The sequence below is a fragment of the Rothia sp. HMSC072B04 genome (genome assembly GCF_001813725.1).
Lineage (GTDB): Bacteria > Actinomycetota > Actinomycetes > Actinomycetales > Micrococcaceae > Rothia > Rothia mucilaginosa.
Window position 1 is genome coordinate 90,756 of record NZ_KV813793.1, and the last position, 14,903, is coordinate 105,658.

Below are 14,903 nucleotides of genomic sequence, written 5' to 3' on the forward strand. Positions count from 1 at the left end.
TTCTCGAGGATGCGGCGGGGTTTTCTCAATAGATGTTCGCCGCCTTCTGGCAAATCTGGCGGGCGGTGTGCCGTGCGTCCGGGACCTTTTAGCTGTCCGGTCTGCCGCCTGCCTGCGGGTGGGCCTTAGAATCTGTAGCCCGGACCCCTTAGCCGACGAACATGGAGGCGTTAGCCTGCTCGGTGTCTGCGTAGTTTACGCCTGCGCGGGTGAGTGCCTCGTTGATCTGGGTGATGGATGCTTCGACCTGGCGCTGGGTTGCGTGCCACTGGTCCAGTACGCCCTGGAAGTTGGCAGATGCGGAGCCGGTCCAGGAGCTCTGCAAATCGTGCAGGGATGCGGTCATACCGTTGACGTCTGCGGTGATGGATGCGACGTAGGATCGTGCCTGTGCGCTCTTGGCTGCGATGACTTCGGAATCGACATTGAACTGTGCCATGGTTTTTCTCCTTTGAGATATGTGAGATAGGTGGGGCGGTTGCCCCGTGGTGGCGCTTGGGGTTTGGATCTCTGGAAGGGTTGAGTTCCTGACCGGAAGCTTGTTATCACTATATCTTTCAAAATGCATCAAATGAGCTGAAAAATGATTATTAAGTAAATCTGTGGATAAACCCGCCAGATTAGCTCTGCTATCTCGAAAAAATCGAAAACCCTCCCGAAAATGACGCCGCCATGACGCGCGCTCGGTTGCTCCCGCTGTTCTTTAGCCGCGCCGCTCCTTCTTACTCACGCTCTCTTTACTCGCGCCGCCGCGAGTTATCATCCCGCCTCCGGCGCACAGCAAAACCCCCGAACCGTAGAACACTCAAGTTCCACAATCCGGGGGTTTATGCGTCAGTGCTATTTCATCAGCTGATCGTCCGAGACGGGCGGCGGATAGAACGGCAAAGAAATCACGAAGGTAGCGCCGCCACCATCGGTCTCTTCAATGTGAATCCTGCCCTCATGCTGCTCGATAATCGCAGCCACAATGGACAGACCCAGACCCGTACCGCCGGTCTCACGCGAACGTGAAGCATCGGTGCGGTAGAAACGCTCGAAGACGCGCTCGCGGTCCTCGCCGTGAATACCGGGGCCGTGGTCGCGCACCTCCAGCACGGACAGCGGGAAGCCGGGAACCTCTTCGCGCACGCCCACCGCAATCTCCAGGGGAGAACCGTCGGGGGTATAGCGCATGGCGTTGGTTAGCAGGTTCGCCACGACCTGACGCAGGCGTGATTCGTCGCCGAGCACGGTTGCGGAGGTCGGTGCCACCTCTTCGTTCAGACCCACCAGGGACACTGCACGATCGGGCGCCGTAGCGTAGGCGTCGTTACTAGCGTCCACCGCCAGGTTGAACAGGTCGAAGGGTGCCAGCTTGGATTCGCGGCGCTCATCAATACGCGCCAGGGTCAGCAGGTCTTCCACGAGCTGACCCATACGCTTGGACTCCGATTCGATGCGGCTCATCGCGGTAGCGACAGCCTCGTCGGTCGGTAGCGCACCCTGACGGTACAGCTCCGAGTAACCTCGAATACTGACCAGAGGGGTGCGCAGCTCATGCGAAGCGTCACCCACGAAGCGGCGCATTTTCGCCTCGCTCTTCTCGCGGGCTTTGAAGAGCATTTCAATCTGGGTGAGCATCGTGTTCAGCGAAACCGCGAGGTTACCGATCTCGTTGCTGGGGTTGTAGTCCTCAATACGCTGAGAGAGGTCACCGGCAGCGATCTTGGCGGCGGTTTGCTCCACGCGAGCCAGCGGCTCGAAGGTGCGGGTCACAATCACCCAGGTCATTGCAATCGCGGAGGCGAGGGTCGCCAAACCAAACGCGAAGGTCAGCACACCTACGAGGGCGACCACCTGGTTCGTTTGTTTCAGCGGCATGGCAATAACCATGGATGCCGCCTCCGTCAGCCCAGAAGAATCTTTCGATTCAATGGGCACGGCGAGCACACGCCAATCGGAGGAGCTGCCCACCGAATTGACGGTGACTGCCTCCTCGTTTTGCTTGCGAACCTTCTCTTCGGTCCAGCCTTGCAGCGCCGGCTCGCTGAACTGTTCGCTGTCCTCGGACTTGAGCGAGTACAGTACGTTGCCGTCCTTGTCGAGCAGGTACAGGCGGTAGGTGCTCAGGGATTGTTCCTGGTTGCCGGAGGGGCGCACGGTCGCCAGCTGCACGAGTGAGGGGGCGCTGTTCTTCATCTCTTCATCCAGCTGGTGCACCATCTGGGCGCGCAGAGCGGAAATCGCTACCAGGCTCGTCACCGCAATGGAGAGGGCGATGAGCATGGAGGTGATGAGCACCAGCTGGGTGCGAAGGGAAAGAGACTGGGGGATCCGGTCGAGGGGTTTGAGCGCCACGTTAGCCTCGAGAACCGCGAATCATGTAGCCCACACCGCGCTTGGTATGGATGAGCGGCTCGTGGTTTTCACGGTTGTTGTCGATCTTGCGGCGCAGGTACGAAATGTAGGACTCAACGATGGAGGAGTCGCCGTTGAAGTCGTACTCCCACACGTGGTCGAGAATCTGCGCCTTGGACAGCACGCGGTTGGCGTTGAGCATCAGGTAGTGCAGCAGGTTGAACTCGGTGGGGGAGAGGTCAATCTCTTCGTCACCGAGGAACACTTCGTGGGTGTCCACGTTCAGGGTGAGGGCGTCAACGCGCAGTACGGCGTCGTCCTCTTCCTGGACGCTGCGGCTACGGCGCAGAATGGCGCGGATGCGGGCGATCACCTCGTCGAGGGAGAAGGGCTTGGTGACGTAGTCGTCACCACCGGCACCCAGACCAGTCACCTTGTCTTCGGTGGCGTCCTTTGCGGTCAGGAAGAGCACGGGGGTGGTGGTGCCGTTTTCGCGCAGGCGGCGGGTCACCTCGAAGCCGTCCATGCCGGGCATCATGACGTCCAGGACGATGAGGTCGGGATTTTCGGCGTGTGCCTTTTCGAGGGCTTCGCGGCCGTTGCCGGCGGTAACTACTTCAAAACCGGCGAAACGCAGGGAGGTGGCGAGCAATTCAAGAATGTTGAACTCGTCATCGACGACTAGGAGTTTTGCTTCAGCAGACATACTCTATCTTTCTCTCTGAATGGCAGGCTGTACTTGATAAGTGAATGATGTGTGTGAGCTTGGGGCTCAAATCTTTATGCCTTGTTGCGGCGCATGACCGACAGGATGAGTGCGGCCATGAGGGCGATAAAGGCGACGGGGAGGAGGACCAGCGGAATCTGGCTCATGAGGGCGGGCGGCGCTGCCCCAACCCACTTCATCACGAGCATGGCGACTCCGGTGAGCAGGCAAATCAGGGCGAGAAGCGCACCTGCCGCGCCGAGCCAACGGATAGCTCCGGCGTAGGGAAGGGGCGCAGGCGCCTGGTCTGCGGTACTGCGCGTGTCCTGTACGGGTTCATTACTCATAAATTTAACCGTATCAGCTCACACACAGCTGTTAATGGGTGAAGCCCCAGATTTAGCGGTTTGAGACTCAAATTCACAGCGTATGCGAAGCTTGGGGCGGGCGCCGCAATGTTTGCGCACGCGAGATGCTTTAATAGGGGTATGTCTGAACAGGTTATTGAACTGCTCCCCGAAACTATGCCCGCTACTGACGCGCCCGCAGAGTCCGTTGCGCCTTCTGCCGCGCCTGAGAGCACCGACGAGGGTAGCGCTGTACCTGCTGAGACTCAGCCCTCCGTGAACGCTGAGGAGACTGAGGCGGCTGATACGCCCGCTGAGGAATCTGCCTCTGAGGAATCTGCTGCCGAAGAAACCGCACAGAACGAAGACTCCACCCCCGACCCCTTCACCCCGCTGGATGAAGAGGTGGGCGCCCCCTCCCTGGGTGTTCCGCACAAGCTGCGCCGCACCTCCAAGGTGGATGAGATTCTTGCCGCCGCAAAGGATGTGGCTTTGCAGGGCGTTCAGGAAATCGCCCCGGCACACGCTATCGGCCTGGTACACCACGTGCGAGCCGAGGAAGAGCGTCTAAGTACGCACCTTTTCGAGTGCACCCTGCCCGGTTACCGCGGCTGGTTCTGGTTCGCGACCCTCTCGCGTGCGCCTCGCTCCCGCGTGGCAACGATCTGCGAGGTGGGCCTGCTGCCCGGCGACGACGCGCTCATTGCGCCGGATTGGGTGCCGTGGGCTGACCGCGTTCGCCCGGAAGACCTGGAGGAGAACGCCGAGCAGGAGAACGCAGAGTCTGCTGAAACCGCTGAGGCAGAGGAATCTGCTGAGCTTGCAGAGAACAAAGCGGAAGAGAACGAATCTGCCGTGGAAGAAACCGCTGAGGCTGAGTCCGCAGAGTAAGCCTACCGTCTACTCCTCTTAATAAGGGGTGGGTTAGCAAAAGCGTATATATCAAGGTGTCTTGAGTCGTCCAATGAGTTTTCATTGGGCGACTCAATGACTTAAGCCGTGGCAAAAGCCGCTGAAAAAGTACATAATAGATTATTGAATTAAGTAACGACTTAGGCAGTGCTATCTAAGTACTGTTGCGGTGATAGCTGGGAGAGATATATGACAGACCTCATCGATACCACAGAGATGTATTTGCGCACCATCCTCGAACTGGAGGAAGAGGGTATCGTCCCCATGCGTGCGCGCATCGCTGAACGACTCGAGCACTCCGGCCCGACCGTTTCCCAGACTGTGGCACGTATGGAGAAGCACGGCCTGCTCACCGTTGAGCCGGACCGCCACCTCGAACTGACCGAGGAAGGCCGCCACAAGGCGGTCGAGGTGATGCGTAAGCACCGCCTGGCTGAGCGACTGCTCTCCGACATTATTGGTCTGGAACTTGAGTACGTGCATGAAGAGGCATGCCGCTGGGAGCACGTCATGAGTGACAAGGTGGAGAAGCGCATCCTGGAGATGCTTAAGGACCCCAAGTTCTCCCCGTACGGTAACGCTATCCCCGGCCTGGAGGATCTGGGCCACACTAGCGAGAAGAACGACGAGCGTACCGTGCCCATGTCCCTGGCGGCACGCGACTCCGGTCCCGAGGACCGTTTCACTATTTCTCGCTTCCCCGAGTCCATTCAGACTGACGTTGAGCTGTTGAAGCTGCTGGCTGACGCAGGTATTGTCTACGGCGCATCGGTGTCCGTGGTTGCCGGTCAGAACGATGACGTGATTGTTCACGCTGATGGCGAAGAGGACACCCTCTCCCTGGATATGGACGTGGCAAACGCAATTGTGGTCAAGCGCGGCGGCAACCTCTAAGCTCTCATTCTGAGAGTCTGCTAACCCAGTTCACGCTAAACGGTGGTATCGCCTTCCTTTGTGGAGGCGGTGCCACCGTTTTTGTGCACGTGTTAGGGCTGCTCGGTCTTGCGGGGAGGTTTTGGGGAGCTGAGGTGCCTAGTGAGTGGGGTATTTCAGAGTTTGGTCATGTGCGCGGGCGCATATACTCCTCTCTCAGGGTTTTAGCAACTGCGCTTGAGTGCATTTTTCGGGTTTTTCGCTTAAATCTAAGGTTGAAACTGAGGGAAACGCCGATGGTTGAGCAATCTCTGAGAATGGACACTTAAGAGATAAGGGTCATTTTTAAGAGTTTTGAACCCTGTCCTTGAGGGGTGATGGCGCATTAAAAGCGAATGTGCATCCTTGTGAAATGCCTAGTCAAGTGCCTTAAAAGGTAGATAAGGGTTCCATTGAGAGGGGGTCAAATGCCTGGAGTGCCAAGTTTTCCCCCCAGGGTGAAAGTCCAAAATTTAAGCCCGAATGAAGTGACAACTGGGAGTTTTCTGTGTATTCTCGTTTCTGTGCCCAAATCCTCATCGTAAGAGGGCACCGTCGAAGCGGTTCCGCTGAGTTCTGCCAACGCTTCGATGTACGTCTACCCAATATGGCAGAAGCGGGGGACCCAATCCCCAAGCTGGGATACGGCATCTCAATCGAGAAGCCTCGGGGCTAAGTCACTTCGGTGGCCGAGCGAATCCATGCTCGAGCCCGACAGCTCACCTCGTCAGGCAATGGAGGAATTACCAATGGCTAAGAAGATCGTACGTACCGCAGGTGCAACCCTCGCAGCAGGCGCAATCCTGCTCGGCTCGACCGTTCCCGCGAACGCATTTGCACAGATCCCCGCTGCTGCTGATCTGTCCTACGACTACACCAACTACGAGTTCGACTACACCAGCTACAACACCCCCGCAACCACCTACGTTGCACCCCAGGCTCAGGCACAGCAGACCTACGTTGCTCCCGCAGCAGCTCCTGCACCCGCAGCTGAGACCGCCTACGTAGCACCCCAGGCTGAGACCCAGCAGGCTTACGTTGCACCCGTTGCAACCGAGGCTCCCGCTGCACCCGCAGCTTCCTCCGCTTCCACCGGTAACGCTTCCCGCGACGCAATCGTTGCAACCGCAATGAGCGGTCTGGGCGGCGCATACGTTTGGGGCGGCAAGACCTTCGGTGCATGGGACTGCTCCGGCTTCACCTCTTGGGTTTTCGCTCAGCACGGCATCAAGCTGACCGCTTTCACCTACGCAATGAAGAACGAGCTGCGTCCGACCTCTAACCCCCAGCCCGGCGACATCGTCTTCCAGAACGGCTACAGCCACGTTGGTATCTACCTGGGCGACGGCAAGATGATCTCCGCTCTGAACCCCACCAACGGTACCCTGGTGCACCCCACTTCCTGGATGTCCGTTGACGGCTACTACACCGCTCTCTAAGCCTTAGCGCATAAGAGCTGGGTCTAGCCCAACATACTTCTCAAAAGGCGCCTACCCCGCACGGGGTGGGCGCCTTTTGCGTACCCGAGAGATTCTATGAAAATACCGCCGAGAGCGCACCTTAGTGTGGGTGCATTCTCGGCGGTATGTGTTTTAGGTGTATGCGGCTAGGACGCGAGAGCCTGCAGAAGCCCCTGCGGGTCCTGCGCCCACTCGCTGAGCTCAGCACTCAGATTAGCCCTCGCGGGCTCCTCCCAGAGCTGTAGACCCTCCTCGGAGAGGAAGATGCGTTTACGCCCCAGGATCGAACGCAGGAAGGTCGTACGACCGGCACGGAACGCCTCATCGTCAAAATGGGAGTACTCGCTACGCACCCCGTGCAGGTAGCGGCGATAGCGTGCCGAATCAGCCGCCAGGATAGCCATATCGGCATCGAGGAAAAACTGAATATCCGCCGGCTCATAGCCCGCCGGTAGGTCGACAGACTTGGGCAGCTCGTGGGTTGCCGTGGCACGCACCAGAAGGCTCACCATCTGTAGCTCGTCACCACTGAGCAGGCCCGCGGCAACCAGCGGCTCCAGGGAGGCGCTCGCCAGCTGCTCGCTACGGCGCTCATCCTCACCCGGCGCGCCCTCGTACACCGCGTCGTGGAACCACGCCGCCAGAACCAATGCCAGGGGAGTAGAACCCTGCGTGCGGTGTGCGTAGAGGCGGTCCAGGTCGGTGAGCATCTGCGAAAGGTGCCCGCTATGGTGGTAGGCGCGGTGCGGCTGCTCCCACGCCTGCAACAGGCTCTCACTCAGCTCCGCTACCTGCGCCGTGAGCTGAGCTTGGCTCACGGCAGGAGCCTCCACACGCTTGAGACGGGGTGTATTAAGGCGGGGCGCAAACGCCGCCTCCCAGGCGCGAAGCAGGCGCGGGCGAATCTTCTCGGGGCGTTCCTTCAAGGGAATCCGCAGACCGCTGGCAATGAGCGTGCGAGTCAGCTGTGCACCGCTGAGCTCCTTTGCGCCCGCCCGTACTAGATTCTCGTAGAGGTGCGCCGGAACATCGTAGTGGTCGCGGTCGAAAGCACGCTCACTGATGCCCGCCGCTGCGGCGAACTCGTGCAGTTCCGCCAGGGATACATCGGAGATGAGGTGCGAGAAGACGGTGCCGTGTGCGGGCCAGGTGGGCGGGTCAATGTAGATGCTCATTCGTACATTGTAAGAGCGATTCTGCCGCCGGGTGCGGGTGTCTTCGGGCGGTGAACACAGGGCGGTGAACACGGGCTGTGCGGACTCGCGGTGCGGGGTGCTTTATACTGGATAGGTACGCCCTCGTAGCTCAGGGGATAGAGCACTTCTCTCCTAAAGAAGGTGTCGGACGTTCGAATCGTCTCGGGGGCACACAGAACCGGTAGTCACGCCGGTACGAGAAAACCGCTCGTCGCTTGCATTAGCAGGCGCGGGCGGTTTCTCTGTTTCTGCACGTAACGAGTACTCAAGAAAACACGTTGTTATAGCTGAGACAGGTCAATCTTGCCCATCAGCAGGATCTTCTCGCGAGAGGCCTTATCTGCCATCAGCTCAGCAATATTGTGCGGGACAACCTGCCAAGAAATACCCCAGCGATCTACACACCAGCCGCAACGCTCCGCCTCAGGTATAGCCGAGAGCTGCTCCCAATAGTAATCAATCTCCTCCTGAGTACGGCACGAAAGAACTACCGAAACCCCCGGCGTGAATGTGAAATCGTGGAAAGTGCTGGAATCAGCAGCCGCCATCCAGGTGCCGTGCAGGTTGAAGTCGGTAAACATGACCGCATCTGCCTCAAAGGGGCTACCTTCCGGATAGTGGTACAGGGTGCCGCGGCGGGCATCATCAAACATGGAAATCCAGCCGTTGGTGGCTTCCTCTGCATTGCCGTGATTCGTGCCGCCAAACATGAAAGAAGGCACGACGAAGGGTCGCGGGTCGCCTGCAGGATTGGTAAGCATCAGCTGCCAGGTCATGCCGAAACGATCACGCACCCAGGCGTAGCGTGGGGAGAAAGGGTACTCACCCAGTTTCATCAGCACACCGCCGGTACTTAGCTCTTCGTAGAGTTCATCGAGGTATGCTCGCGCTTGCGCCTCACCGCCGAAGAGGAGCGGGTCAAAGTTTAGGATGCAACTGATGGACTGGTTCGGGACGTACCGGTCATCACCGTTAATGAGCGAGAGCTGGAAGCCATGGATGCTTAGAGCCGTCGTAAGTCCGGGCACCTGTTCAACGATAGAAGCATCGCGAAAAACCCTGGTATAGAACCGTGCGGCTTCGTCGGCTGAGCCATTGCACCATAGGGCTATTGAGAGGCTCGGAGATAAGGTCTGAGTCATGCGGTCATCCTAACATGACTATTCTGTGCCACCGGTGTGCCGTTGCCGATATAGGACGTGCGGCGGATGACCGAACGGGTGGGAGCCGCGGAGCAAATGCGGTAGCATGGAATATCGAACGTGTATTCTAGGCAGCGAGGTAGATGATGAGCGACAAGCCCGAACAGCAGAAGCAGCCCTTCACCGAACAGGACGGCCTGTTCGCCGCCGAACTCGTCACCCCCGCAGCACCGGTAGCGGATGATGAGCCGCCCTTCGACCCCTACTACGACGTACCCCCTGCCGAGGACGACTACTACGCCCCTCCCATGGACGCCGCAGTGATGGATGCTCCGGTGATGGAGGAACCCGCACAGGACGTACCCGCCGCCCTGCCCACCGGCATGCCCGCCTACGGTGCCCCTGCTACCAGCGCACCCGTTCCTGAACCCAGCGCACCCGCAGTCTTCACCGCCGCAGACCCGCTCGGCGACTTCATGCCGCCCGCCTACCGCGTCGGCGGCTACGGCGAGGACTTCGACCCCGCCGACCCCTACGGCGAACGCGCCCACAGCCTCAACGCGGTGGACCCCGCCTCCCTCACCGCAGGGCTCAACGAACGCCAGGAAGAAGCCGTGCTGCACTCCGGCGCGCCCCTGCTCATCGTTGCGGGCGCCGGATCCGGCAAGACCCGCGTGCTCACCCACCGCATCGCCTACCTGCTCGCAACCCACCGCGCGACCCCCGGCCAGATTCTCGCCATCACCTTCACCAATAAGGCTGCCGCCGAAATGCGTGAACGTATTGAGGCGCTGGTTGGCCCGCGCGCCAAGCACATGTGGATCTCGACCTTCCACAGCTTCTGCGTGCGCGTGCTGCGCCGTGAGGCCGCCGCCCTGGGTCTGAAGTCCACCTTCACCATTTACGATTCGACCGACTCGCAGCGTCTGCTGAGCCTCATCATTAAAGAGCTCAACCTGGACCCCAAGAAGTTCACCGCCAAGGCTGTGGGCAACCGCATCTCCGCGCTGAAGAACGAGCTGGTCAGCGCCGAAGCGTACGCATCCCGCGTGGCGAGCGATAACCCGTACGAGAAGACCATCTCGCAGATTTACACCGTCTACACGCAGCGTCTGCGCGCCGCCAACTCCCTCGACTTTGACGACCTGATTGGCCGCACCGTCTTCTTGCTCAAGAAGTTCCCCGAAATCGCGAACTACTACCGCCGCAAGTTCCGTCACATCCTCGTGGACGAGTACCAGGACACTAACCATGCCCAGTACCAGCTGGTGCGTGAACTGGTCGGCGCCCACACGAAGGCACCGGCTGACCGCGGCCCCTACCCGGATGCCGCGCCCCCTGCCGAGCTGACCGTGGTGGGTGACTCCGACCAGTCCATCTACGCTTTCCGCGGCGCGGATATCCGCAATATTACGGACTTTGAGAAGGACTACCCGAACGCCCACACGATCCTGCTGGAACAGAACTACCGTTCCACGCAGAATATCCTCTCCGCGGCGAACGCGGTCATCGAACGCAACCCTGACCGTCGCCCCAAGAAGCTGTGGACCGCCTCCGGCGCCGGTGCGAAGATCATCGGTTACGTTGCCGAATCCGAACACGCCGAGGCACGCTACATCACCCGCGAAATTGACCGCCTTGCCGATGAGCACGGCGTGCAGCCCGGTGACGTCGCAATCTTCTACCGCACCAACGCGCAGTCCCGAACCCTCGAGGACATGCTCATGCGTGCCGGCCTGCCCTACCGCGTGGTCGGCGGCACCCGCTTCTATGAGCGTAAGGAAATCAAGGACGCGCTGGCGTACCTGCGCGCCCTGAGCAACCCCGATGACGACGTGAACGTGCGCCGCATCCTCAACGAACCCAAGCGCGGTATCGGTGCTAAGTCTGAGTCCGTGGTGGCGGAGTACGCGAGTGCGAACCGCATCTCCTTCTACGCCGCCGCACGCCAGGCAGCCGACATCCCCGGCCTGGGTGCCGCCGCGGTCAAGAAGTACGCCGAGTTCGTGCGCCTCATGGACGACCTGGCGCAGATTGCCCGCACCGAACCCGCCGCAACCTGCCTGGAAGCGGTCCTGGAGCAGACCGGGTACCTGGCGGCTCTGCGCGCCTCCAAGGACATTCAGGACGAATCGCGCGTGGAGAACCTCTCCGAGCTGCTCGACGCCATGGTCGAGTTCGAGACCGAGAACCCCGGCGCTGACCTGGAGCAGTTCCTCGAACACGTGGCTCTGGTCGCCGACGCCGACTCAATCCCGAACCGCCCCGCCAGCGCGGAGGGTGAGAACGCCTCCGCCGCACAGATTGCCGCCGAAGCCGCCGAGGCGAAGGCACAGGGCATGGTCACCCTCATGACCCTGCACACCGCCAAGGGCCTGGAGTTCCCCGTGGTGTTCTTGACCGGCATGGAGCACGGCCTGTTCCCGCATCAGCGTGCCCTGACCGATGAGAAGGAAATGAGTGAGGAACGCCGCCTGGCGTACGTGGGTCTGACCCGCGCCATGGAGCGCCTGTACCTGACCCGCTCGGAAACCCGCACCATGTGGGGTAAGAGCCAGTTCAACCCGCCCTCGCCCTTCCTGGAGGAGATTCCGGAGGAGCTGATTGAGTGGAAGCGCACCGCCGGTTTTTCGGGCTTTGGCGCCTCCGGTATGGGTGCGTATGGCGCTCGCGGCAGTTCCTATGGCGGTAGCTCATACGGGAACTCGTACGGTGGCGGCTATTCGGGCGGTTCTCGTTCCGGCTACGGTTCCGGCGGCTATTCGGGTGGTTACAGCTCGGGCGGCTACGGCTCGGGTGGTTACAGTTCCGGCGGCTCGCGCGGCTCATACGACCCCTACGAGTCCCGCCCCGCACGCCGTTCTGAGCCGTCCACCGCGGATATTAACGGCTCGGCAAGCTACGGGCTGGCGGCGGCCACCTCGAAGGTGACGAACCGTTCCCGCGTGCACCAGAGCAAGGAAATCCCGACTCTGGCGGTTGGCGATACCGTGCGCCACACCAAGTTTGGTGAGGGTCGCGTGCTCGCCGTTGAGGGTAGCGGCGATAAGACCGTGGCGAAGGTCCGTTTCGGTTCGGAAGAGAAGCGCCTGCTGCTGCGTTACGCGCCGCTGGAGAAGGTGAGCTAACGCGTCGGGCGTAAGAACCTGACAATGCCTATGGAGGGGCGGGTACCTGAGGGTGCCCGCCCCTCTTTTGTGCGCTGTACCGGGCGTATTGTCCGCCTGCTGAGAAGGTGGCCGGGGCTTTGCAGAGCACGGCGGTAAACGCCGCATTTTCGCCGGTATTTCGCGGCGGATCGGGGAGCGTTAGTTCGGGTTAGTTACCCGGTGCACAGCCTTTGGGTGGAATGTACCCAAAATATTTGTGAGCTGAGTCGCTAAAATCTCAGATTTGGGGCTCTGTGAGTGCGAGCTCACGCCGAATCCGATAGAGTAGAGACGAGAGAAATTCCCCGCGTCAATGATGCGTGTGCGCCGGGTGCGAGAGACCCCTATCGCACCGTACTGACCACACGGGGGAACCTCCTCTAATGAGACCAGGCCGAGTGCACCAGTACTCGGCACCACTTCGAAGAAGAAGGACACCTGTGGACCTTTTCGAATACCAGGCGCGCGAGCTCTTCGCAAAGCACGGTGTACCCGTGCTCAAGGGCATTGTTGCGACCACCCCTGAAGAAGCAAAGGCAGCAGCTGAGGAAATTGGCGGCCTGACCGTCATTAAGGCTCAGGTTAAGACCGGCGGCCGCGGTAAGGCTGGCGGCGTTAAGCTCGCAAAGTCCCCCGAAGAAGCTTACGAGCACGCTAAGGCAATTCTCGGCATGGACATCAAGGGCCACACCGTTCACCGCGTGCTGGTCGCTGACGGCGCAGACATCGCCGAAGAATACTACTTCTCCCTCCTGCTGGACCGCGCAAACCGCTCCTACCTGGCAATGTGCTCGGTAGAAGGCGGTATGGAAATTGAGCAGCTCGCTGCTGAGCGCCCCGAGGCACTGGCAAAGATCGAGGTTGACCCGCTGGTCGGCCTGGACCAGGCTAAGGCTGAGGAAATTGCTAAGGCAGCAGGTTTCTCCGCAGAACTGCAGGAGAAGGTTGTTCCCGTTCTCGTCAAGCTGGGCGAAGTCTACACCAAGGAAGACGCAACCCTGGTTGAGGTTAACCCCCTCGTTCTGACCCCCGAGGGTACCATCCTCGCCCTGGACGGCAAGGTCTCCCTGGACGACAACGCAGAATTCCGCCAGCCCGAGCACGAGGCTCTCGTGGACAAGTCCGCTGAGAACCCGCTGGAAGCTAAGGCAAAGCAGTTCGACCTGAACTACGTGAAGCTGGACGGCGAGGTCGGCATCGTTGGTAACGGTGCAGGTCTGGTTATGTCCACCCTGGACGTCGTTGCATACGCTGGCGAGAACCACGGCAACGTCAAGCCCGCAAACTTCCTTGATATTGGTGGCGGCGCGTCCGCTGAGGTTATGGCTGCCGGCCTGGAAATCATTCTGGGCGACGAGCAGGTCAAGAGCGTTTTCGTGAACGTCTTCGGCGGCATCACCGCATGTGACGCAGTGGCAGACGGCATTGTGAAGGCTCTGGAGATTCTGGGCGACGCAGCAACCAAGCCCCTGGTTGTGCGCCTGGACGGCAACAACGTTGCTGAGGGTCGCCGCATCCTCTCCGAGGCGAACCACCCGCTGGTTGTTCTGGCTGAGACCATGGACTCCGGCGCTGACAAGGCAGCAGAGCTCGCTCACAAGGCGTAATCGCCAGCAAAGGATTTCAAGGAAGTAATATGTCTATCTTTGTGAACAAGGACTCCAAGGTCATCGTTCAGGGCATCACCGGTGGCGAGGGTACCAAGCACACCGCACGCATGCTCGCAGCAGGCACCAACATTGTGGGCGGCGTGAACGCTCGCAAGGCTGGCACCACCGTCACCCACAAGGCGAAGGACGGCTCCGACATCGAGCTGAACGTGTTCGGTTCCGTAGCTGAGGCTATGGAGAAGACCGGCGCGAACGTCTCCATCGTCTTCGTTCCCCCGGCCTTCACCAAGGCAGCAGTTCTCGAGGCTATCGAGGCTAAGATCGGCCTCGTCGTCGTCATCACCGAGGGCGTTCCGGTTCAGGACTCCGCAGAGTTCTGGGCAGCTGCTAAGGCATCCGTGGACGAGAACGGCAAGCAGATCACCCGCATCATTGGCCCCAACTGCCCCGGCATCATCTCCCCCGAGGAGTGCCTGGTTGGTATTATCCCGGCGAACATCACCGGCAAGGGCAAGATTGGTCTGGTTTCCAAGTCCGGTACCCTGACCTACCAGCTGATGTACGAACTGTCCGACATTGGTTTCACCACCGCTATCGGTATTGGTGGCGACCCCATCATCGGCACCACCCACATCGACGCTCTGGAAGCTTTCGAAGCTGACCCCGAGACCGAAGCAATCGTCATGATTGGTGAGATCGGTGGTGACGCTGAGGAGCGTGCTGCAGAGTACATCAAGGCAAACGTGACCAAGCCCGTCGTTGGTTACATTGCAGGCTTCACCGCTCCTGAGGGTAAGACCATGGGCCACGCAGGCGCTATTGTCTCCGGTTCCTCCGGTACCGCTCAGGCGAAGAAGGAAGCTCTGGAAGCAGCAGGCGTGAAGGTCGGTAAGACCCCCTCCGAGGCTGCAAACCTGATGCGCGAAATCTTCGCAGCGAAGTAAACAGCATAGTATTGCGGCAGATGCCGGTAGTCCATGAGGCTACCGGCATCTGTGCTTTAACCGGGAACTCAACAGAGACAGTGCCGAAGAACGCCCAGAGGTGCTGGAGGGGAATGCACCGGGGAAAAGAGGAAGGTTGAGCCGCTCCAGCTGCCGAATAGTGCTGGGATTTGAGGATGCTTTTG

At 60.1% G+C, this 14,903-nt stretch carries 12 protein-coding genes, 1 tRNA gene and 1 riboswitch; of the genes, 7 read left to right on the forward strand and 6 right to left on the reverse strand.

The genetic code is table 11. From position 1 onward, the window contains the following. Window positions 1–148: 148 nt before the first annotated feature. From HMPREF2928_RS01580 to HMPREF2928_RS01595, 4 genes are all read right to left on the reverse strand, one after another. Complete coding sequence (locus HMPREF2928_RS01580; protein ID WP_005504526.1) at window positions 149–439, reverse strand: WXG100 family type VII secretion target; 291 nt, start codon at window positions 437–439, stop codon at window positions 149–151. A gap of 401 nt (window positions 440–840) precedes the next feature. Continuing rightward, a complete protein-coding gene (locus tag HMPREF2928_RS01585) occupies window positions 841–2,340 on the reverse strand; it encodes a sensor histidine kinase (RefSeq protein WP_049353228.1) in 1,500 nt (499 codons plus the stop codon). A 1-nt stretch (window position 2,341) separates the two neighbouring features. After that, entirely contained in the window at window positions 2,342–3,046 is a 705-nt protein-coding gene (locus tag HMPREF2928_RS01590; protein ID WP_005504528.1) for a response regulator transcription factor, read from the reverse strand. Between the two features lie 74 nt (window positions 3,047–3,120). Then, window positions 3,121–3,393, reverse strand: coding sequence for a hypothetical protein (locus HMPREF2928_RS01595; RefSeq protein WP_005504529.1), 273 nt, complete (start codon window positions 3,391–3,393; stop codon window positions 3,121–3,123). A gap of 141 nt (window positions 3,394–3,534) precedes the next feature. Here HMPREF2928_RS01595 and HMPREF2928_RS01600 point away from each other — a divergent pair, with 141 nt between their 5' ends. The 3 genes from HMPREF2928_RS01600 (at window position 3,535) to HMPREF2928_RS01610 (ending at window position 6,656) form a co-directional block, all read left to right on the forward strand. After that, a complete protein-coding gene (locus tag HMPREF2928_RS01600) occupies window positions 3,535–4,284 on the forward strand; it encodes a DUF3027 domain-containing protein (RefSeq protein WP_246823540.1) in 750 nt (249 codons plus the stop codon). 210 nt (window positions 4,285–4,494) lie between these two features. Beyond that, window positions 4,495–5,199, forward strand: coding sequence for an iron-dependent transcriptional repressor DtxR (locus tag HMPREF2928_RS01605; protein WP_005504532.1), 705 nt, complete (start codon window positions 4,495–4,497; stop codon window positions 5,197–5,199). A 607-nt stretch (window positions 5,200–5,806) separates the two neighbouring features. After that, window positions 5,807–5,966: riboswitch (cyclic di-AMP (ydaO/yuaA leader) on the forward strand. Then, on the forward strand, window positions 5,967–6,656 hold the full coding sequence (locus HMPREF2928_RS01610) for a C40 family peptidase (RefSeq protein WP_070687141.1): 690 nt from the start codon (window positions 5,967–5,969) through the stop codon (window positions 6,654–6,656). A gap of 167 nt (window positions 6,657–6,823) precedes the next feature. On the opposite strand, the gene HMPREF2928_RS01615 is transcribed toward HMPREF2928_RS01610, so the two are convergent. After that, the gene (locus tag HMPREF2928_RS01615) at window positions 6,824–7,852 is read right to left on the reverse strand and encodes a DUF4031 domain-containing protein (RefSeq protein ID WP_070687143.1); all 1,029 of its coding nucleotides are present in this window, start codon (window positions 7,850–7,852) and stop codon (window positions 6,824–6,826) included. Window positions 7,853–7,971: 119 nt separating this feature from the next. On the opposite strand from HMPREF2928_RS01615, the gene HMPREF2928_RS01620 reads away from it, so the two are divergent. After that, window positions 7,972–8,044: transfer RNA gene (locus HMPREF2928_RS01620), tRNA-Arg, on the forward strand. Window positions 8,045–8,154: 110 nt separating this feature from the next. On the opposite strand, the gene HMPREF2928_RS01625 is transcribed toward HMPREF2928_RS01620, so the two are convergent. Further along, the gene (locus tag HMPREF2928_RS01625; RefSeq protein WP_070630017.1) at window positions 8,155–9,015 is read right to left on the reverse strand and encodes a VOC family protein; all 861 of its coding nucleotides are present in this window, start codon (window positions 9,013–9,015) and stop codon (window positions 8,155–8,157) included. A gap of 143 nt (window positions 9,016–9,158) precedes the next feature. Here HMPREF2928_RS01625 and HMPREF2928_RS01630 point away from each other — a divergent pair, with 143 nt between their 5' ends. The 3 genes from HMPREF2928_RS01630 to sucD all read left to right on the forward strand — a co-directional run bounded on the left by HMPREF2928_RS01630 (window position 9,159) and on the right by sucD (window position 14,718). Next, window positions 9,159–12,143, forward strand: a complete 2,985-nt coding sequence (locus HMPREF2928_RS01630; protein WP_070687145.1) for a UvrD-helicase domain-containing protein — start codon at window positions 9,159–9,161, stop codon at window positions 12,141–12,143. 461 nt (window positions 12,144–12,604) lie between these two features. After that, window positions 12,605–13,771: an ADP-forming succinate--CoA ligase subunit beta gene (gene sucC / locus HMPREF2928_RS01635; RefSeq protein ID WP_005504561.1), complete on the forward strand. Its 1,167-nt coding sequence runs from the start codon at window positions 12,605–12,607 to the stop codon at window positions 13,769–13,771. Between the two features lie 29 nt (window positions 13,772–13,800). Then, on the forward strand, window positions 13,801–14,718 hold the full coding sequence (sucD, locus tag HMPREF2928_RS01640; RefSeq protein ID WP_005504562.1) for a succinate--CoA ligase subunit alpha: 918 nt from the start codon (window positions 13,801–13,803) through the stop codon (window positions 14,716–14,718). Window positions 14,719–14,903 lie beyond the last annotated feature (185 nt).

Coding starts and splice junctions, on each gene's coding strand:
- HMPREF2928_RS01590 (WP_005504528.1), bottom strand. CDS start 3,046: ATGTCTGCTGAAGCAAAACTCCTAGTCGTCGATGACGAGTTCAACATT.
- sucD (WP_005504562.1), top strand. CDS start 13,801: ATGTCTATCTTTGTGAACAAGGACTCCAAGGTCATCGTTCAGGGCATC.
- HMPREF2928_RS01580 (WP_005504526.1), bottom strand. CDS start 439: ATGGCACAGTTCAATGTCGATTCCGAAGTCATCGCAGCCAAGAGCGCA.
- HMPREF2928_RS01605 (WP_005504532.1), top strand. CDS start 4,495: ATGACAGACCTCATCGATACCACAGAGATGTATTTGCGCACCATCCTC.
- HMPREF2928_RS01595 (WP_005504529.1), bottom strand. CDS start 3,393: ATGAGTAATGAACCCGTACAGGACACGCGCAGTACCGCAGACCAGGCG.
- HMPREF2928_RS01615 (WP_070687143.1), bottom strand. CDS start 7,852: ATGAGCATCTACATTGACCCGCCCACCTGGCCCGCACACGGCACCGTC.
- HMPREF2928_RS01630 (WP_070687145.1), top strand. CDS start 9,159: ATGATGAGCGACAAGCCCGAACAGCAGAAGCAGCCCTTCACCGAACAG.
- HMPREF2928_RS01610 (WP_070687141.1), top strand. CDS start 5,967: ATGGCTAAGAAGATCGTACGTACCGCAGGTGCAACCCTCGCAGCAGGC.
- HMPREF2928_RS01600 (WP_246823540.1), top strand. CDS start 3,535: ATGTCTGAACAGGTTATTGAACTGCTCCCCGAAACTATGCCCGCTACT.
- HMPREF2928_RS01625 (WP_070630017.1), bottom strand. CDS start 9,015: ATGACTCAGACCTTATCTCCGAGCCTCTCAATAGCCCTATGGTGCAAT.